Raw genomic sequence first — 19386 nt, forward strand, 5'->3', positions numbered from 1 at the left:
TTTGTTGCACTTGACTTGACAATTAGGGAATAGATAACTTTTGCTAAAAAATTTAAAAAAAAGCAAAAAAGTATTGACGTCAGCAAACAATAAATGGTATTATATAGTAGTTGTTTCGAAAGAGACAAGAGAAAGTTATAAAAAACTTTCAAAAAAGTATTGACACGAGTTGTCAATCTTGATATAATAACTGATGTTGTTAGCGGAAATGGCGGAATTGGCAGACGCGCAGGACTAAGGATCCTGTGACCGCTTTAGGTCGTGAGGGTTCAAGTCCCTCTTTCCGCAGAGTAACCAGTCAGATGACTGGTTTTTTTGTATTAAAAAATCAAAACGCTTACAAATTGTAGAAAAGCTAGTTTTTTGAGTCTAATTGTGATAGAATAAACTTGTAAACGGGTTCAAACCCAAAAAAATATAGGAGGCCTTTATAATGGCAATCGTTTCAGCAGAAAAATTTGTCCAAGCAGCTCGTGATAATGGTTACGCAGTTGGTGGATTTAACACAAACAACCTTGAGTGGACTCAAGCTATCTTGCGTGCAGCAGAAGCTAAACAAGCTCCAGTACTTATCCAAACTTCTATGGGTGCAGCTAAGTACATGGGTGGTTACAAATTGTGTAAAGTTCTTATCGAAGAATTGGTTGAATCAATGGGTATCACTGTACCAGTTGCTATTCACCTTGACCACGGTCACTACAATGATGCTTTGGAATGTATCCGTGTAGGTTACACTTCAGTTATGTTTGACGGTTCACACCTTCCAGTTGAAGAAAACCTTGAAAAAGCAGCTAAAGTTGTTGAATTTGCACACGCTAACGGTGTATCAGTTGAAGCTGAAGTTGGTACAATCGGTGGTGAAGAAGATGGTATCATCGGTGATGGTGAATTGGCACCAATCGAAGATGCTAAAGCTATGGTTGCAACTGGTATCGACTTCCTTGCAGCAGGTATCGGTAACATCCACGGTCCTTATCCAGAAAACTGGAGCGGACTTCACCTTGACCACTTGCAAAAATTGACAGAAGCTGTTCCTAACTTCCCAATCGTATTGCACGGTGGATCAGGTATTCCTGATGATCAAATCCAAGCAGCTATCAAACTTGGTGTTGCTAAAGTTAACGTTAACACTGAATGTCAAATCGCATTTGCTAACGCAACACGTAAATTTGTTGCTGAATACGAAGCAAATGAAGCAGAATACGACAAGAAGAAACTCTTCGACCCACGTAAATTCTTGAAACCAGGTTTCGAAGCTATTACAGAAGCTGTTGAAGAACGTATCGACGTATTCGGTTCAGCAAACAAAGCTTAATTAGACTAAATAAGCTTGAAAATAAAGGGTTTGTCCAATATGGACAAGCCTTTTTCTTGTGTTTTGCCCCCATTTTGCCCCCGATTTCTAAATTTCAGTTCGTTTTGATTATAGAAGTAGCGCAAACAAAGCTTAATTAGCTTATTAAGACAAGGTCCTTTCTGGGTCTTGTTTTTTTGTACCCAAATAAATAGTTAGTATCTGCCAATTAATCTGTGATTGAGAGTAAACAAATTTTAAAGAGTGGATATGGCTTTGGTTGATAGATTCTATTTCCTAACTTTTTAAGATATGCTATAATATGAATATGTTTGATAATTATATTGTACCTGTATTTTTTGGTGGTGGAGCTCTTGCTCTACTAGGTTTAGTGTTATTTGGTTGGGCCTTGCCTTCATTTTTGAAGGGTAAGTGGTCTTATTTGATTTCTTTGCTAGGTTTAGGTTTGGTTGCTTTTGCCTATTTTGATTCGGCGATTGTTATCACTTATAAAATCTGGCTTGGATTGCTAGGTGTTATCATGATTGGTTGGGGACTTCCTTTCAACAATCGTAAGGGACGCCGTGCGATGACTATGTTTTGGGCCATCATGGCAATCGTTGTGGGTATTGCTGCTATTGCATTCACTATTGCTTATGGTGTTATTAACCGCCACTAACATGAAACTGTAAAACATGCTATAATAATGGCATGTTTTATTTTATGACCCTATCATTTATTATCATGCCTGCCTTGGGCTGCTTCTTAATAGGCTTGGCTTTTGCTAAACCAGATTGTTGGGACTTTTCTTGGATTTTATCCTTAATAGGTTTGGTGGCCTTTATTTCTTCTTTTTGGCATATAGCACGTGTAGATTTATGGTTTATGCTAAGTTATAGTGTTGGTCCTTTTTTGATGGGATTTGGTTTCTCTTGGGATCTAAGTAAGAAACGCCGTAGGCAGTTATTATTATTAGGGGTATTTTTCCTTATCTTTTTTGTGATTCTGTACTATCTTATTGTGCGAATCCTGAATACAGCTGTTGTCTAAAGGAGGGCTGTTGTGATGTTGCTAGATTTAGAAGAGAAGACACGTGTGCTTGTAGAAGATATTGTTGAACGTTCCGCTATTGGGCGAGGAGCTATCTTTGTTTTGGGGTTGTCTTCCAGTGAGGTTGCTGGTGGGACTATCGGCAAAGCCTCTAGCCGCGAAATTGGTCAACGAATTGTGAAAACTATTCTTGAGGTTTTGGAACCTAAAGGGATTTCCTTGGCTGTTCAGGGCTGTGAACATTTGAATCGTGCTTTGGTTGTTGAGCGTGAGCTTGCTATGGCTAAAGATTTGGAAATTGTGAATGTTCTTCCGACCTTGCACGCTGGGGGAAGTGGTCAGCTGGCTGCTTTCGACTATATGAAGGATCCTGTTGAGGTGGAGGAAATTGTCGCTCAGGCTGGTATTGATATTGGGGATACCTCTATTGGTATGCATGTGAAGAGGGTCCAAGTTCCTCTTCGCCCTATTACTCCAGAATTAGGTGGTGCCCATGTGACTGCTTTGGCTAGTCGTCCTAAGTTAATTGGTGGAGCTCGTGCAGAGTATCTAGCAGATCCTATCCGTAAAAACTAAAAAGTATCGGACATTCTTGTCCGATACTTTTTCTGTTAGCTGGGTCTTTCGTTTCAATGATGACGCTTGGCATAATCAACAAATTTGAATTTTTCAAGTTTGTGGCGACTTTCCGTAAATTGGAACTGTTTTCCATTGTTTAAATAAACTTTTGAACGGACACAGACAACGTGCTGGTCCTTACCTAGGTCGATAAGAATCTTATCTTGATCGGTAGCGTTATCGATAGTGATTTCTTTAAAGGCGTGGGAAATGCTAAGGTTGAGTTGATTCTCAATGTAGTCGTAAATAGAGTATTCAGCAATGCTACGGTTTAGTTGCGGAACAAGGCTGGCGTCTAGGTAATCAATATCTATAACAGAGGCACAGCTATCAACGACTCTTTGACGAACAACACGCCAAACCTGTCGGCTATTAGAAAAACCAGTTCTTTCTGAGAGATTTGAATCAACAATGATTTTATCCAGAGAAATAACGTTGGTTTGCGAATTAAGGCCTTGTTGCTCGATTAGCTCCTGGTAACTAGTAAGGTCAGACACAGGAAAGTTGATTTGTTCCTGGTTAATAACCTGAGAACCAGAGCCATGAATTTTTTTGACCAAGCCTTCTTCAACGAGTAAGGTTAATGCCTTTCGTATAGTATCTCTACTAACCTGGTAAGATTGAACCAGTTCTTGCTCGGTGGGGAGAAAGTCTCCCACTTGATACTTTTGCTCATGGATAGCTTTTTCTAAATCCTTATAAATAATCTGATATTTTTTCATCTTTCTCCTCATTTGTAGGTAAAAAAACACCGGAACACTTGCAGACAAATTTGCAATCGTTTACAATCAGTTTATCAAGTCAATCAGATATTGTCAAAAAAGAAAAGGAGATTCAAATGGGTAAATTTGAACAATAAGCCAAAGATCTGCTTGCTGCAATCGGTGGTAAAGAAAATGTGACTGCTGTTACTCACTGTGCGACGCGTATGCGTTTTGTTCTTGGTGATGACAAGAAGGCAAATGTGAAAACAATCGAAGCCATTCCTGCTGTTAAGGGGACCTTCACCAATGCAGGTCAATTCCAAGTTATCATTGGTAATGATGTGCCAATCTTTTATAACGATTTCACTGCTGTATCAGGGATTGAAGGTGTTTCTAAAGAAGCTGCTAAATCAGCTGCCAAGAGCAACCAAAACCCAGTTCAGCGTGTTATGACAACCTTGGCGGAGATCTTTACGCCTATTATTCCAGCCCTTATCGTTGGGGGATTAATCCTTGGTTTCCGTAATGTTCTCGAGGGTGTGCATTGGTCAATGCTTGACGGTAAGACAATTACCGAGGTTTCTCAGTTCTGGTCAGGAGTGAATCACTTCTTGTGGTTGCCTGGTGAAGCTATTTTCCAATTCTTGCCTGTAGGTATTACTTGGTCTGTTTCTCGTAAAATGGGAACTAGCCAAATTCTTGGAATTGTTTTGGGTATTTGTCTGGTGTCACCACAATTGCTTAATGCTTATTCAGTAGCATCGACACCAGCGTCTGAAATTGCTAAGGATTGGGTTTGGGATTTCGGATTCTTTACTGTTAATCGTATAGGTTATCAAGCGCAAGTTATTCCAGCCCTTCTTGCTGGTTTGTCACTTTCTTATCTTGAAATTTTCTGGCGTAAACATGTACCAGAAGTAGTATCAATGATTTTTGTACCGTTCTTGTCATTGATTCCAGCCCTTATTTTGGCTCATACGGTTTTAGGTCCTATTGGTTGGACTATTGGACAAGCTCTTTCAACAGTGGTTCTTGCTGGTTTGACAGGTCCTGTAAAATGGCTTTTCGGTGCTGTTTTTGGTGCCCTTTATGCGCCGTTCGTTATCACTGGTCTTCACCACATGACCAATGCAATTGATACTCAGTTGATTGCAGATGCTGGTGGAACAGCTCTTTGGCCTATGATTGCTCTATCAAACATTGCTCAAGGTTCAGCAGTCTTTGCTTACTATATTATGCATCGTCATGATGAACGTGAGGCTCAAATTTCACTTCCAGCTACTATTTCAGCTTATCTTGGTGTTACAGAACCAGCCCTCTTTGGGGTTAACGTCAAGTATATTTACCCATTTGTTGCGGGTATGATTGGTTCATCTATTGCAGGTCTTCTATCAGTAACCTTTAACGTTACAGCAGCCTCTATTGGTATTGGTGGGTTGCCTGGTATTCTATCAATTCAACCTAAGTATATGATTCCATTTGCAGGAATTATGCTTGTTGCTATCATTGTACCTATGGTCTTGACTTTCTTCTTCCGCAAAGCGGGTCTCTTTACTAAGACAGAAGATGATACAGAACTTAAGGAAGAATTCGCAGCTCAAGAAGAAGCTGAATTTGCATCACATACTGCTACTCCAACGGCTCTTGTTGAATCAGCAGAGGTTGTTAGCCCACTTGCTGGCCAAGTTAAACCACTTAGCCAAGCCACAGATCCTGTCTTTTCATCAGGTGTAATGGGACAAGGTGTCGTCATCGAACCAAGTCAAGGGGAATTGGTTTCACCAGTGAATGGTACAGTGACAGTACTCTTCCCAACTAAGCACGCAGTAGGTATCGTTTCTGAAAAAGGTGTTGAAATGCTAATGCACATTGGTATGGATACGGTTAGCCTTGACGGAAAAGGGTTTGAGGCTCATGTTGAACAAGGTGATAAAGTTGTTGTTGGTCAACAATTGATTAGCTTTGATATGGATGTTATCAAAGAAGCTGGTTTGGTCACTGAGACTCCAGTAATCATTACAAATCAAGATGATTTCCAAGCAGATGTTGAAGGGGATCTTCCACGTGATATCAAATGTGGTGAAGTTCTCATGATTGCTCATCGAACAAAATAAGCTAAGGGGTGGAAACGTTACGGTCCACCCTTTGATAAAAAAGAGGTTAAATAAATGGCATTAGATAAAACAAAGGTTGTATACCAAATTTATCCAAAATCATATAAGGACACGACAGGAAATGGAATCGGTGATTTCAGAGGGATCATTGAAAAGATTCCTTATCTAGCAGAGTTGGGCGTGGATATGGTTTGGCTCAATCCTTTCTATCCAAGCCCACAACGTGACAATGGTTACGATATTTCAGACTACACAGCCGTCAACCCTGTCTTTGGGGATATGGCTGACTTTGAAGAAATGGTCCGTGTCGGGAAAGAGCACAAGATTGATTTCATGCTAGACATGGTGCTTAACCATTGCTCAACGGAGCATGAGTGGTTCCAAAAGGCTCTTGCTGGAGACAAGTACTATCAAGATTTCTTCTTCATCCAGGACCAACCAACTGATTGGTTGTCTAAATTTGGTGGTTCTGCCTGGGCTCCTTTTGGAGATACAGGGAAATACTATCTTCACCTCTTTGATGAAACACAGGCAGACCTCAATTGGCGAAATCCCAATGTCCGCAAGGAGTTGTTCAAGGTGGTCAACTTCTGGCGTGACAAGGGAGTCAAAGGTTTCCGTTTCGATGTAATCAATTTGATTGGGAAAGATGAGGTCTTGGTAGATTGCCCTGAAAATGAAGGGAAACCAGCTTATACGGATAAACCAATTGTCCATGACTATCTTCGTATGATGAATGAAGCGACCTTTGGTTCTGATGATAGCTTTATGACAGTTGGAGAGATGTCATCGACAACCATTGACAACTGTGTTCTGTATTCAGCACCGGAGCGTCACGAGTTGTCTATGGCCTTTAACTTCCATCATCTTAAAGTCGACTATGAAGATGGTCAAAAATGGACCATTACTCCCTTTGATTTTGAAGAGCTCAAGCGTCTCTATCATACTTGGGGCAAGGAAATGAGTGAACGTGGTGGTTGGAGTGCCCTTTTCTGGAATAACCATGACCAACCTCGTGCCTTGAATCGCTTTGTAGATATCAAGAACTTCCGTAATGAAGGAGCGACTATGCTCGCAGCTAGCATTCATTTGTCACGTGGGACACCTTATATCTACATGGGTGAAGAGATTGGCATGATTGATCCAGATTATGATTCTATGGCAGATTATGTGGATGTCGAATCCATCAATGCCTACCAGATGCTTTTGGATCAAGGTAAGTCTCCTGAGCAAGCCTTTAAGATTATCCAAGCTAAGTCACGTGATAATTCACGTACGCCAATGCAATGGGATGCTTCTGAAAATGCAGGTTTTTCAACAGGCACTCCATGGTTGAAAGCTGGTAAATCTTACAAAGACATCAACGTTGAAAATGAAATCGACGGACCAATCTTTAAATTCTATAAAGAATTGATTCGCTTGCGTAAAGAAATGCCTATCATTTCAGAAGGCAGCTATCAGCCAGCACTTGAAGATAGTCAACAAGTCTACGCCTTTGAACGTCATTTAGATGGTCAAAAACTCTTGGTACTCAATAATTTCTATGGAAGTGAAGCTGAAGTGGAGATTCCAGCAGAATACCAGTCAGGGGGCGTGCTCTTATCAAACTATGACGATGCAGAGCTTGCTGAAAAGGTAAGTCTTAAGCCTTATCAAACCCTAGCAATCTTAGTAAAATAAGCCAAACTTCCCTCAGTAAATGCTTTTGCTGGGGAATTTTGTTATAATGAAAGCACTTTTAATGTTGATGGAGGAAGTGTAATGACACGCTTACAAGATGATTTTTATGATTACGTCAATGGAAAATGGGCGGAGACCGCTGTAATTCCTGATGATAAGCCTTCAACCGGTGGTTTTATGGATTTGGACCAAGATATCGAAAACTTGATGTTGGATATCACTGGAAAATGGCAACGAGGTGAAGAATTGCCCGAAGACAGTATTCTCCAAAACTTTGTCAAATACCATAAGATGGTGGCAGATTTTGATGCAAGAGAAGCAGCTGGTGTAGCACCAGTCATGCCCTTGATCAATGAAATCAAGGCCTTGTCTTCTTTTGAAGACTATACCAGCAAGTTAGGCACCTATGAACTAGCTGGCAAACCAAATCTCTTGCCATTTAGCGTGTCACCAGACTTTATGAATGCCCAAATGAATGTCTTGTGGGGAGAAGCACCGGCTCTCATCTTGCCAGATACGACCTACTATGAAGAAGGTAACGAAAAAGGTCCAGAATTACTAGCTATCTGGCGCCAAATGATGGAAAAACTCTTGGCAAAATTTGATTTCTCAGAGGAAGAAATCAAAGATATCCTGGATAAGGTCATTGCAGGGGATGCAGAATTGGCCAAATATGTCTTGTCGAACGAAGAAAAATCAGAGTATAACAAACTCTACCATCCCTATGAGTGGGCGGATTTCAAGGCCTTGGTCCCAGAATTGCCACTCGATGCCTTCTTTACAGAAGTGATCGGACAAACTCCAGATAAAATCATCGTGCCAGAAGAGCGTTACTGGAAGGAATTCGCACCAACATTCTACTCAGCAGCCAACTGGGAGACCCTTCATGCTGCATTGAAACTCGGCGCAGCTCTTTCTTGGACTCTATTTTTGACTGAAGAAATCCGTGTCTTGGCTGGTGAATATAGTCGTACGATTGCAGGTGTTCCAGAACCTCGTTCCAAAGAAAAAGCAGCCTTGTCATTAGCAGAAGTACCATATAGCCAAGCGCTTGGACTCTGGTATGCGGGTGAAAAATTCTCACCAGAAGCGAAAGCAGACGTAGAGCATAAAGTAGCGACCATGATTGAAGTCTACAAGGATCGTCTGGAAAAAGCAGACTGGCTCGCTCCTGAGACTCGTGAAAAAGCCATTGTCAAACTTAATGTCATCACACCTCATATCGGTTACCCTGAAAAGTTACCAGAAACTTATGCCAAGAAGATTATCGACGAGAGCAAAACCTTGGTTGAAAATGCTCAAGCTCTCTACGAAATTTCAATTGCTCATAGCTGGAGTAAGTGGAACCAACCAGTTGATCGAAGTGAATGGCATATGCCAGCAAATATGGTCAATGCCTACTATGATCCGCAACAAAACCAAATTGTATTCCCAGCAGCAATTTTGCAGTCACCTTTCTATGATCTTCACCAATCGTCATCAGCTAACTACGGCGGAATCGGTGCAGTCATTGCCCATGAAATTTCACACGCCTTTGACACCAATGGAGCTTCCTTTGATGAGAATGGTAGCTTGAAGGACTGGTGGAAACCAGAAGATTACGAAGCCTTTACCGCTCGCACGCAAAAAGTCATCGATCAGTTTGAAGGCCAAGACTCTTATGGTGCTAAGATTAACGGGAAATTGACCGTCTCTGAAAACGTAGCGGATCTTGGAGGCATCGCTGCAGCCCTTGAAGCCGCTAAGAAAGAGGCAGATTTCTCCGCAGAAGAATTCTTCACCAACTTTGCTCGCATCTGGCGCATGAAAGCCCGGACAGAGTACATGCAACTCCTTGCAAGTGTCGATGTCCACGCACCAGGAAAACTCCGTACTAATGTTCAACTACCAAACTTCGACGAATTCCACAAGGAATTTGACGTTAAAGAAGGCGACGGCATGTGGCGTGCCCCAGAAGATCGTGTGATTATTTGGTAATAATGATGAAATCTGTCCTAAAATGGATGGATTTCTTTATTTTTGTCGTTGTAAGGGTTTACAAAAATTGAATAAAGAGCTATAATAATATTGTTCAAAAGCTTGTGATTTTTTTAACAAGTGCTTAAAAGGAGTTTTATATGACTAAAGAAATTAAACAAACTAAAGATATTCAAACAGTAATTGATGAATTGGCAATAAAGGGGGTTGAAGCCCTCAATGAAATGGCTGACTTTACACAGGAGCAAGTGGATCACATTGTTCACCATGCAGCAATCGCAGCGCTTGATAAACACATGTATCTTGCAAAATTGGCTGTTGACGAAACAGGTCGTGGTATTTATGAAGACAAAGCTATAAAAAATATGTATGCTTCTGAATATATTTGGAATAGCATCAAAAATGACAAGACAGTCGGTGTTATTGCTGAAGATAAAGAGCAAGGTTTGGTCTCTATCGCTGAGCCGGTAGGTGTTATCTGTGGGGTAACTCCAACAACTAATCCAACATCTACTACTATTTTCAAAGCTTTGATTGCGTTGAAAACACGTAACTCAATTGTATTTGCCTTCCACCCATCAGCTCAAAAATCATCAGCAGAAGCTGCGCGCATTGTTCGTGATGCTGCTATTGAAGCTGGTGCACCTAAGAACTGTATTCAGTGGATTGAAGAGCCATCTATCGAAGCGACTGGTCTCTTGATGAACCATCCTAAGATTGCCACAGTACTTGCGACTGGTGGACCTGGTATGGTTAAAGCAGCTTACTCAACTGGTAAACCAGCACTTGGTGTAGGAGCTGGGAATGTACCTGCCTATATTGCGGCAGATGCTAAAGTTAAACGTGCTGTCAACGATATCATTCTTTCAAAGAGTTTTGACAATGGTATGATTTGTGCTTCTGAACAAGCAGCTATCGTTGATGCAGCTATTTATGACGAAGTTAAGGCTGAATTTGAAGCACATCAATGTGTCATCATTTCTAAAAAAGCCGACATTGCTAAATTGGAAAAAGTCGTTCTTAATGAAGCGCGTACAGCTGTAAATGGTGCCATTGTAGGTCACTCAGCTATTGAAATCGCTGAAAAAGCTGGTCTTAAAGTTCCTGCAGGTACAAAATTGCTTTTGGCAGAAATTCCAGATGCAACAATGGAACACCCACTTGCCTTGGAAAAATTGTCTCCAGTACTTGCCCTTATCAAATCTGATGGCGTTGAAGATGGATTCAAAAAAGCAGAAGGTATGCTCAATTTGGGTGGTCTCGGACACACAGCTGTTATCCACACTGAAAATGAAGAGCTCCAACTCCAATATGGTATTCGCATGAAAGCCTGCCGTGTCTTGGTAAATAGCCCATCAGCTGAAGGTGGTATCGGTAATATCTACAATAACATGATCCCATCATTGACTCTTGGTTGTGGCTCATACGGACACAACTCAATCTCTCACAATGTTAGTTCATTTGACCTTCTTAACGTAAAAACATTGTCAAAGCGTCGCAATAATATGCAATGGTTTCGCGTCCCACCAAAAATCTTCTTTGAAAAAGACTCAATAACATATCTGCGTCATATCAAAGCTAAGCGTGTAATGTTGGTCTGTGATCCAGGTATGGTTCAGTTTGGCTACGCTGCCTTGGTTAAACGCCAATTGGAACTCAACCGTCACGATCCAATGATTGAAGTTTTCTCAGATGTTGAGCCTAACCCATCTACGAATACGGTTTATAAAGGCTTGGAACGCTTTGTAGACTTCCAACCAGATGTCATTATTGCCCTTGGTGGTGGTTCTGCAATGGATGCGGCTAAGGCTATGTGGATGTTCTTTGAACACCCAGATGTAAGCTTTTTCGGTGCTAAACAAAAATTCTTAGATATTCGTAAACGTACCTATAAGATTCCATATGCTGAAAAGACCACATTTATCTGTATCCCTACAACTTCAGGTACGGGTTCAGAAGTAACGTCATTTGCGGTTATCACTGATAGTGAAACTCATATCAAGTATCCATTGGCAGATTACGCTTTGACTCCGGATATTGCTATCGTCGACCCTGCTTTGGTTATGAGTGTACCTGCCAGCGTTACGGCAGATACAGGTATGGACGTTTTGACTCACGCTATTGAATCTTATGTATCAGTCATGGCTAGCGACTATACACGCGGACTTTCACTTCAAGCGATTAAACTTGTTTTTGAAAATCTTGAACATTCTTACCGTTTTGGTGATGAAGAATCACGTGAAAAAATGCATAATGCGTCAACAATGGCTGGTATGGCCTTTGCCAATGCCTTCCTTGGTATTAGTCACTCATTAGCACATAAGATTGGTCCAATGTACAATATTCCACACGGACGTACCAATGCAATTCTTCTACCTCACGTTATCCGCTACAATGGTCGTGATCCTCAAAAACACGCCATGTTCCCTAAATATGACTACTTCCGTGCAGACAAGGATTATGCTGATATTGCTCGTTTCATGGGATGGGGTACTGACAAACAATCAGATGCTGAATTGGTTGAACTTTTGGCACAAAAAGTATATGAATTAGGTATTGCCGTTGGTATTGACATGAACTGGAAGGGACAAGGTGTCACTAAGAAACTTCTTCAAGACACTGCCTATACTTTGGCCGAACATGCTTATGAAGACCAATGTACAACAGCTAATCCGAAAGAACCGCTTATTTCAGAATTGAAAGAAATTATCGAAATTGCCTTTGATTATAAAGGGTAAGTGATAGACTAAAGTAGCTCTATAAGGGCTACTTTTTTTGCCAGGAATCTTCTATAATTAGAGTGTTTATCCAAATTAAAAATAAAGGACTTTCTTGAATAAGATAGAAAAACGCTTTAAGAATTGTTATAATAACCTTACAGCAAGATAAGGAGATTCCTATGACAAAAGAAGAAGGGCTTAGCTTGGGTGAAACAGCACACCCTCTTAAGCCTCATAAAATGGGACCATCGGGGGCTCTCATGGAAGGGAATAGAGCGACTAATAAGTTTAAAGAGTTTAATGCTGATAGGATGGTGAGTGTTCAATTCAATCCTAGTCAACAAGTAAAAGAATCAAAGGAGCCAGTAACCTCAAAGAATATTGTGGGGATGGTATCAGGTGTGATTGCAGCGATACTCACCATACTTTTGATCGTTTGTCTCGTGATGGGATACCGTTATCGAGCCGCAAGCATTGAGGGCGATTGGACAAGCCCAACCTTTAGTGAGAAAATGTTAGCCACTCTGAAAGATACTGCTAATACTAAGAATAAAGTTAGTAATGCTTTACCACAAGGTCAAAATCTTATCACCGATATCAATACAGCAATGAGTATTACTGACAATAAGGCTCACTTAAAAGTGAGCTTTGTTTACAATCGTAAAGGTCTTTATCAGGCTTACCAGAGTAGAGTTACTGAATTGAAAGGTCAGTACGGTGAGGAGTTCTCGGAGGTTTTTGATAGTTATTCATTGTCAGAAAAAGACTACTATAAACAGTTTGATGAGACAGTGAAGAAAGAACTTCCAAAGAGCTATACCTACGATGCCAAAACCGGTCGTGTCACAACAACTGCTTTTACGGGAGATATTAACCGTTGGGAGCAAACAATCACTGTGGATAAGGCTGGAGATTCAGATGCTTTTAAAAAAGGTGATGTCTTAGATTATACGCCTAACAATGAAGGCTTTACTATCAAGGCACACAGTGAATTCGGTGACATTAGTTTTACAAAAAATAAATAAAAAAGGAAATTAAAGGGGAATATAAATGACAAGAGCAGAATGGTTGGACTATTTTGAGACGGTAAACGGACGTAAGCCGAGTGTTCAGGAAATGGCGGATGCTTTGAAAGCTGGAGAGTTTGTTAATGAAGCACCAGCTAAAGCTGAAGATACAGCTACTACTGAACCTATTAAGGTTGAGGCAGAAATCGTCGAGACAAGCACTAGTCCTCTACCAACAGAAACGGCACCAGCGGTAACAACAACAGCACCTTCTATGGTTGCTTTTCCAGAAGGACAAGCAGCTATGGCAAATTTGGCTCCTAAAAAACCAATGGATCCCAAAAAGAAAAAACGCATCCTAGTCTCAGTTTTGTCAGCGGTAGTCCTCGTCTTCTTATGTATCGGTGGCTTTATGACTTACCGTTATGTGACAGGTAATATTGATGGCAAATGGTACAGTAGTTCTCTAGGTAGAGAGTATAGTTCAAGCATGTCTGAAAGTTTGACAGACTTGGATAGTAAGGAGCTTGAAAAGTACTTTACAGATACTGCTGTAACCATGAAGGTAAAAGGTAGCAATGCGAAGGTGACTGCTAGCTATACTTTTGACAAGAAAACTTACATCAAGGATTATCGTGAGAGGGTTCAGAAGTCCTTCTCAGCCTTTGGAGATTTATTTAAAGCCTTCTATGGAGATTCCTTTGAAAACTATTATAGTGAGGAAACTATAGAAAAAGAACTTGATGAAGCTCTTGAAAAAGCTGCAAAAGACAGCGGTCAAAAGTATGATTCGAAGACAGGCGAAACAACGACAACCCTTTTCAAAGGGAAGGTTAGTCGCTTGGGACATAAGATGACTGTTACTTCTATCAACAAAGACGTTAATATTGATGGTCTCAATGTGAAAAAAGGTCAAGAGCTAAAAGTGACTAAAAAAGATAAGAAAGTAACGCTTAGTGGTGATGGGAAATCAAAAGATATCACTTTCTCAACTAAGAATGACACCAAAGATAAATTTTAAGATGACATCCGGAATAGCTATTCCGGATTTTTTCATGTCTTTGAGAGGAGAAAATAGGGTGATATCCGAATGATTTTCTCACAAGTCACAATACGTGTAGAAATATTCTGACAATTATGCTACAATAGAGCCACAGACTATCTAAAAAGAGGATTTACCATGACACTTGTATACCAATCAACACGTGACGAAAATAATAAAGTAACAGCTAGTCAAGCTATTCTTCAAGGTTTGGCAACAGATGGTGGCTTGTTCACACCGTTGTCAACGCCTGAGGTTGCTTTGGACTTTGATCAATTGAAAGACGCTTCTTATCAAGAAGTTGCTAAATTGGTCTTGTCAGCTTTCTTGGATGATTTTACTGAAGAGGAATTGGATTACTGTATCACAAATGCTTATGATGACAAGTTTGATACAGCTGCCATTGCACCAGTAGTTAAACTTAAGAACCACTACAACCTTGAACTTTTCCATGGTTCTACTATCGCTTTCAAAGATATGGCCCTTTCAATCTTGCCATACTTGCTAACAACATCAGCTAAAAAGCAAGGTGTTGATAATAAGATTGTCATCTTGACAGCGACATCAGGTGACACTGGTAAGGCTGCCATGGCTGGTTTTGCAGATGTTCCTGGAACTGAAATCATTGTCTTTTATCCAAAAGACGGTGTTTCAAAAATCCAAGAATTGCAAATGACCACTCAAACAGGAGCTAATACTCACGTTATTGCCATTGATGGTAACTTTGATGATGCTCAAACAGATGTGAAACGTATGTTTAATGATGTTGATTTGCGTGAGAAATTGTTGGCTCATCATACGCAATTCTCATCAGCTAACTCAATGAACGTTGGTCGTTTGGTACCGCAAGTGGTTTATTATGTATATGCCTATGCACAGTTGGTTAAGGCAGGTCATATCCAAAACGGAGATAAGGTGAACTTCACAGTACCAACAGGAAACTTTGGTAATATCTTGGCGGCTTATTATGCACGTCAGATTGGTGTTCCAGTTGGCAAATTAATCTGTGCTTCTAATGAAAATAACGTCCTTACAGACTTCTTCGCAACAGGTACTTATGACAAGAAACGTGACTTCAAGGTAACAACAAGCCCTTCTATGGATATCTTGGTATCTTCTAACTTGGAACGCTTGATTTTCCACCTTCTTGGTAATGATGCTACTAAGACTAAAGAGCTTATGGATGCACTTGTGACTAAGGGTGAGTATACTTTGGCTGATGCAGATAAAGATATTCTTGATTTGTTTGCAGCAGGTTTTGCAACTGAGGATGAAACAGCTGCTGAAATCAAGCGTGTCTATGATGAAGACAAGTATATCGAAGATCCTCATACAGCAGTTGCCTCAGCTGTTTACGAAGCATATGTTCAAAAGACAGATGACTACACACCAACAGTTATCGCTTCAACAGCTAGCCCATACAAATTCCCACGTGTGGCTGTTTCAGCTGTCACTGGTAAAGATAGTGGGGATGATTTCAAAGCAGTAGAAGATTTGCACCAACTTTCAGGTGTAGCTATCCCAGCTGCTGTAGATGGACTTGAACATGCAGAAGTTCGCCATAAAACAGTTGTTGCGGCAGCTGATATGCAAAAAGCAGTTGAAAGCTATCTTGGTGTATAAGAATAAAAAAATAGGAGCTGAGAAATCAGCCCTATTTTTATCAATATAGAAAAGAATATTATGACAGAAACAAAGAAAATTCTAAACATAGCCTTGCCTGCTATGGCCGAAAACCTTCTACAAATGTTGATGGGGGTTGTCGATTCTTACCTAGTGGCTCAGGTGGGTATTATCGCTATATCGGGGGTTTCCGTAGCCAATAATATCATTACGATTTACCAAGCTATCTTCATTGCTCTAGGAGCCTCAAGTGCCAGTGTCATTGCTAGAAGTCTAGGAAAAGGTGATGAAAAAGCGACTAACCGAGACACTTGGGATGCTATTATTATTACCCTTGCTCTTAGTCTCATCCTTGGTCTACTTTCCATTTTTGGTGGTGGGGCCATTCTTAATCTTTTAGGTACTGAGCAATCTGTGACTCAGGCTGGTAGTCTCTACCTTGCTCTTGTCGGTGGAGGAGTGGTCTTCTTAGCCTTGATGACTACTTTTGGTAACATCCTACGAGCCAAGGGACGACCTCGTATTTCCATGGTTGTCAGTCTTTTGACCAATGTTCTTAATGCTATTTTATCTTCTTTAGCCATCTTTGTGGGACATTGGGGGATTATTGGGGTCGCAACAGCTACGGTTTTCTCTCGTCTGGTTGGGACAGTGATACTCTGGCAAGCGATGAAACTGGATGTGAAGCAGCTTGAAATTACCAAACCTTTTAATAGAGAGTTGTTGGGGATTGCCCTGCCAGCAGCAGGTGAACGACTGATGATGCGTGCTGGAGATGTGGTCATCGTGGCTATTATTGTTACCTTTGGTACAGCCGTTGTCGGTGGTAACGCCATTGGTGAAAACCTCACCCAGTTTAACTATATGCCTGGTATGGGAGTCGCAACGGCTACGGTTATCTTGGTTGCCAATAGTCTGGGTCGAGGGGATAAGACGCAGATGAAGCGTATTATACGAGAGTCTTATTGGATTTCCACCTTCTTGATGGTTCTGGTTTCAGGGAGTATCTTGCTCTTTGGCCAAGGATTATCGGGTCTCTTTACAGATAATAAAGCAGCTATTGCGGCTAGTCAGGTAGTTATTCTTTATTCTTTCCTTGGGAATCCTGTGACTTCGGGGACTCTAGTCTACACAGCAGTTTGGCAAGGTCTGGGTAAGGCTAAGATGCCTTTCTATGCGACGACTATTGGGATGTGGATTATCCGAATTTTCTCAGGATACTTCCTTGGGGTGAGTCTAGGACTGGGTCTTGCCGGAGTCTGGATTGCAACCGTTGTTGATAATGTATGGCGTGCGATCTTCCTCTACGTGATGTACCGTCGTTATCTCGTAAAGAGAAAGTTTTAAGGATAAATACTGAGGAGATACTCTTATTCAAAGGGTATCTTCTTCTTATTTTTTACAAGTAGGCTCGAATATGGTAAAATAAGCTGATAAAAACTTTTTGAGGTAGTAATTATGACTGTAAAAATCAATACAAAAGATGGTCAAATCGAATTGTCAGATGATGTCATCGCAACAGTAGTTGGCGGTTCAGCAACAGAAATTTTTGGCGTTGTCGGTATGGCAAGTAAGAGTGCTATCCGAGATAATTTTCAAGCACTTCTTGGAAAAGAAAACTACGCAAAAGGAGTTGTCGTGAAATCTACTGATGCAGGTATCACTGTTGATGTCTACACTGTTATGAGTTACGGTGTTAAGATTAGTGAGGTTTCAAAAAATATTCAAGAACGTGTGAAATTTAATCTTGAGAATCAACTCGGTATCAAGGCTGAAACAGTAAATGTTTACGTTCAAAATATTAAAGTCGTAGGAGAAAACTAGTGTCTAAAATTACAACAAGCTTGCTTCAGGAGATGGTCCAAGCGGCAGCAACACGTCTAGGTAAGCAAGCAGAATATGTGAATTCACTCAATGTCTTCCCAGTACCAGATGGAGATACTGGAACAAACATGGGAATGACTATGGATAACGGAGCTAAAGCTGTCGCAGATCAATCAGCTTCAACAGTTGGTGAAGTTGGTCAGATTTTGTCTAAAGGTCTTTTGATGGGTGCCCGTGGTAACTCAGGTGTTATCACCTCACAATTGTTCCGTGGATTTGGTCAAAGTATCAAGGACAAAACGGAACTTGACGGCCAAGATCTAGCTCATGCCTTCCAAGCAGGGGTTGAAGTTGCTTATAAAGCTGTTATGAAACCTGTTGAAGGAACAATCCTTACAGTATCACGTGGTGCAGCTTCAGCAGCGATTAAGAAAGCTGAATCTACAAATGATGCTGTTGAGGTTATGCGTGCAGCTCTCGATGGAGCTAAGGCTGCCTTGGCTAAGACACCAGAGATGCTTCCAGTTTTGAAAGAAGTTGGTGTGGTAGACTCAGGTGGTCAAGGTTTGGTCTTCATTTATGAAGGTTTCTTGTCAGCCCTCACAGGTGAGTATATCGCTTCAGAGGACTTCCAAGCGACACCTGCTACGATGACAGAGATGATCAATGCAGAACATCATAAGTCAGTTGCTGGTCATGTTGCAACAGAAGACATTACTTTTGGTTACTGTACGGAAATCATGATTGGTCTCAAACAAGGTCCAACTTATGTGAAGGACTTTGACTATGAAGAGTTCCAAAATTACTTGAGCAACCTTGGGGATTCTCTCCTTGTTGTTAATGACGATGAAATTGTCAAAGTTCACGTCCACACTGAGGATCCAGGTCTTGTCATGCAAGAAGGTCTTAAATATGGGGCTCTTGTCAAAGTTAAGGTTGACAACATGCGTAACCAACACGATGCACAAGTTCAAAAAGAAGAAGCTATCCAAGCTGCACCTTCTGCTCCTAAAGACTTTGCTCTTATTGCAGTTGTTGCTGGAGATGGGCTTGCAGATATCTTCAAATCACAAGGTGTTGACTATGTGATTTCAGGTGGTCAAACAATGAACCCATCAACAGAAGATATTGTTAAGGCTATTGAGCAGGTTAATGCTAAGAATGTTATCATCTTGCCAAACAATAAAAACATCTTTATGGCAGCACAATCAGCTGCTGAAGTAGTAGATGTCAATGCGGCAGTTGTTGAAACGCGTACAGTACCACAAGGCTTTACAAGCTTGCTTGCTTTTGATCCTAGCCAAAGTATCGAAGCGAATGTTGAAGCTATGACAGCTAGTCTTTCAGATGTAACAAGTGGTAGCGTGACCTTGGCGGTACGTGACACAACTATTGACGGACTTGAAATTCATGAAAATGATATCCTTGGTATGGTTGATGGTAAGATCCTTGTGTCTACACCAGATATGGATCAAGCCCTTCTTGACACTTTTGACAAGATGATTGACGAAGACAGTGAAATTGTTATGATTTATGTCGGCGAAGAAGGTAATCAAGAACAAGCTCAAGCACTTGCGGAAAAATTGGAAGAGGCTCACGAAGGTATCGAAGTTGAAATCTTCCAAGGAGACCAACCAGTTTATCCATACCTCTTTAGTGTTGAATAATATTGAAATAATCATTTAGGAAGTCTTAGAGCTTCCTTTTTGGGCTCTTTGTCAACTGTAGTGGGT

General features: G+C 40.9%; 15 protein-coding genes and 1 tRNA gene. 15 read left to right on the forward strand and 1 reads right to left on the reverse strand.

Annotated elements, in window-relative coordinates; genetic code table 11:
* Positions 1 to 202 precede the first annotated feature (202 nt).
* From HMPREF2571_RS05370 to HMPREF2571_RS05385, 5 genes are all read left to right on the forward strand, one after another.
* A tRNA-Leu gene (locus tag HMPREF2571_RS05370) sits at positions 203 to 288 on the forward strand.
* A gap of 145 nt (positions 289 to 433) precedes the next feature.
* Positions 434 to 1315, forward strand: a complete 882-nt coding sequence (locus HMPREF2571_RS05375; RefSeq protein ID WP_002887043.1) for a class II fructose-bisphosphate aldolase — start codon at positions 434 to 436, stop codon at positions 1313 to 1315.
* A 301-nt stretch (positions 1316 to 1616) separates the two neighbouring features.
* The gene (locus HMPREF2571_RS05380) at positions 1617 to 1973 is read left to right on the forward strand and encodes a hypothetical protein (protein WP_013991281.1); all 357 of its coding nucleotides are present in this window, start codon (positions 1617 to 1619) and stop codon (positions 1971 to 1973) included.
* A gap of 32 nt (positions 1974 to 2005) precedes the next feature.
* Positions 2006 to 2344: a hypothetical protein gene (locus HMPREF2571_RS10275; protein ID WP_013991282.1), complete on the forward strand. Its 339-nt coding sequence runs from the start codon at positions 2006 to 2008 to the stop codon at positions 2342 to 2344.
* A 15-nt stretch (positions 2345 to 2359) separates the two neighbouring features.
* Positions 2360 to 2920 carry a TIGR01440 family protein gene (locus tag HMPREF2571_RS05385; RefSeq protein ID WP_041817289.1) on the forward strand — a complete coding sequence of 187 codons (561 nt, stop codon included), beginning with the start codon at positions 2360 to 2362 and terminating at the stop codon, positions 2918 to 2920.
* 53 nt (positions 2921 to 2973) lie between these two features.
* Here HMPREF2571_RS05385 and treR read toward each other — a convergent pair whose 3' ends face one another.
* Positions 2974 to 3684: a trehalose operon repressor gene (gene treR, locus HMPREF2571_RS05390; RefSeq protein WP_013991284.1), complete on the reverse strand. Its 711-nt coding sequence runs from the start codon at positions 3682 to 3684 to the stop codon at positions 2974 to 2976.
* A gap of 146 nt (positions 3685 to 3830) precedes the next feature.
* Here treR and treP point away from each other — a divergent pair, with 146 nt between their 5' ends.
* The 10 genes from treP to HMPREF2571_RS05440 all read left to right on the forward strand — a co-directional run bounded on the left by treP (position 3831) and on the right by HMPREF2571_RS05440 (position 19320).
* Positions 3831 to 5780, forward strand: a complete 1950-nt coding sequence (gene treP, locus HMPREF2571_RS05395; protein ID WP_231844805.1) for a PTS system trehalose-specific EIIBC component — start codon at positions 3831 to 3833, stop codon at positions 5778 to 5780.
* A 54-nt stretch (positions 5781 to 5834) separates the two neighbouring features.
* A complete protein-coding gene (gene treC, locus HMPREF2571_RS05400; RefSeq protein ID WP_013991279.1) occupies positions 5835 to 7460 on the forward strand; it encodes an alpha,alpha-phosphotrehalase in 1626 nt (541 codons plus the stop codon).
* 81 nt (positions 7461 to 7541) lie between these two features.
* On the forward strand, positions 7542 to 9437 hold the full coding sequence (locus tag HMPREF2571_RS05405) for a M13 family metallopeptidase (RefSeq protein ID WP_013991278.1): 1896 nt from the start codon (positions 7542 to 7544) through the stop codon (positions 9435 to 9437).
* A 140-nt stretch (positions 9438 to 9577) separates the two neighbouring features.
* On the forward strand, positions 9578 to 12175 hold the full coding sequence (adhE, locus tag HMPREF2571_RS05410) for a bifunctional acetaldehyde-CoA/alcohol dehydrogenase (protein ID WP_002887036.1): 2598 nt from the start codon (positions 9578 to 9580) through the stop codon (positions 12173 to 12175).
* A gap of 161 nt (positions 12176 to 12336) precedes the next feature.
* Positions 12337 to 13182 (forward strand): hypothetical protein, encoded by an 846-nt coding sequence (locus HMPREF2571_RS05415; RefSeq protein ID WP_002887035.1) that lies wholly within the window; start codon positions 12337 to 12339, stop codon positions 13180 to 13182.
* 25 nt (positions 13183 to 13207) lie between these two features.
* Complete coding sequence (locus HMPREF2571_RS05420) at positions 13208 to 14185, forward strand: hypothetical protein (RefSeq protein ID WP_013991277.1); 978 nt, start codon at positions 13208 to 13210, stop codon at positions 14183 to 14185.
* 159 nt (positions 14186 to 14344) lie between these two features.
* Positions 14345 to 15829, forward strand: coding sequence for a threonine synthase (gene thrC / locus HMPREF2571_RS05425; RefSeq protein WP_013991276.1), 1485 nt, complete (start codon positions 14345 to 14347; stop codon positions 15827 to 15829).
* A 60-nt stretch (positions 15830 to 15889) separates the two neighbouring features.
* Positions 15890 to 17176, forward strand: a complete 1287-nt coding sequence (locus tag HMPREF2571_RS05430; RefSeq protein ID WP_013991275.1) for an MATE family efflux transporter — start codon at positions 15890 to 15892, stop codon at positions 17174 to 17176.
* A 111-nt stretch (positions 17177 to 17287) separates the two neighbouring features.
* Entirely contained in the window at positions 17288 to 17653 is a 366-nt protein-coding gene (locus HMPREF2571_RS05435) for an Asp23/Gls24 family envelope stress response protein (RefSeq protein WP_002885694.1), read from the forward strand.
* The gene (locus HMPREF2571_RS05440) at positions 17653 to 19320 is read left to right on the forward strand and encodes a DAK2 domain-containing protein (protein WP_014632536.1); all 1668 of its coding nucleotides are present in this window, start codon (positions 17653 to 17655) and stop codon (positions 19318 to 19320) included. The genes HMPREF2571_RS05435 and HMPREF2571_RS05440 overlap by 1 nt, the downstream gene beginning before the upstream one ends.
* Positions 19321 to 19386: the final 66 nt, after the last annotated feature.

It is taken from the genome of Streptococcus sp. HMSC068F04 (genome assembly GCF_001837455.1).
Classification (GTDB): domain Bacteria; phylum Bacillota; class Bacilli; order Lactobacillales; family Streptococcaceae; genus Streptococcus; species Streptococcus salivarius_D.

Excerpts from the sequence above, each read along its gene's own strand:
- HMPREF2571_RS05385 (WP_041817289.1), top strand. The coding sequence starts at position 2,360 with ATGTTGCTAGATTTAGAAGAGAAGACACGTGTGCTTGTAGAAGATATT.
- thrC (WP_013991276.1), top strand. The coding sequence starts at position 14,345 with ATGACACTTGTATACCAATCAACACGTGACGAAAATAATAAAGTAACA.
- HMPREF2571_RS05380 (WP_013991281.1), top strand. The coding sequence starts at position 1,617 with ATGAATATGTTTGATAATTATATTGTACCTGTATTTTTTGGTGGTGGA.
- HMPREF2571_RS05375 (WP_002887043.1), top strand. The coding sequence starts at position 434 with ATGGCAATCGTTTCAGCAGAAAAATTTGTCCAAGCAGCTCGTGATAAT.
- HMPREF2571_RS05415 (WP_002887035.1), top strand. The coding sequence starts at position 12,337 with ATGACAAAAGAAGAAGGGCTTAGCTTGGGTGAAACAGCACACCCTCTT.
- HMPREF2571_RS10275 (WP_013991282.1), top strand. The coding sequence starts at position 2,006 with ATGTTTTATTTTATGACCCTATCATTTATTATCATGCCTGCCTTGGGC.
- HMPREF2571_RS05420 (WP_013991277.1), top strand. The coding sequence starts at position 13,208 with ATGACAAGAGCAGAATGGTTGGACTATTTTGAGACGGTAAACGGACGT.
- treR (WP_013991284.1), bottom strand. The coding sequence starts at position 3,684 with ATGAAAAAATATCAGATTATTTATAAGGATTTAGAAAAAGCTATCCAT.
- treC (WP_013991279.1), top strand. The coding sequence starts at position 5,835 with ATGGCATTAGATAAAACAAAGGTTGTATACCAAATTTATCCAAAATCA.
- HMPREF2571_RS05405 (WP_013991278.1), top strand. The coding sequence starts at position 7,542 with ATGACACGCTTACAAGATGATTTTTATGATTACGTCAATGGAAAATGG.
- adhE (WP_002887036.1), top strand. The coding sequence starts at position 9,578 with ATGACTAAAGAAATTAAACAAACTAAAGATATTCAAACAGTAATTGAT.
- HMPREF2571_RS05430 (WP_013991275.1), top strand. The coding sequence starts at position 15,890 with ATGACAGAAACAAAGAAAATTCTAAACATAGCCTTGCCTGCTATGGCC.
- HMPREF2571_RS05435 (WP_002885694.1), top strand. The coding sequence starts at position 17,288 with ATGACTGTAAAAATCAATACAAAAGATGGTCAAATCGAATTGTCAGAT.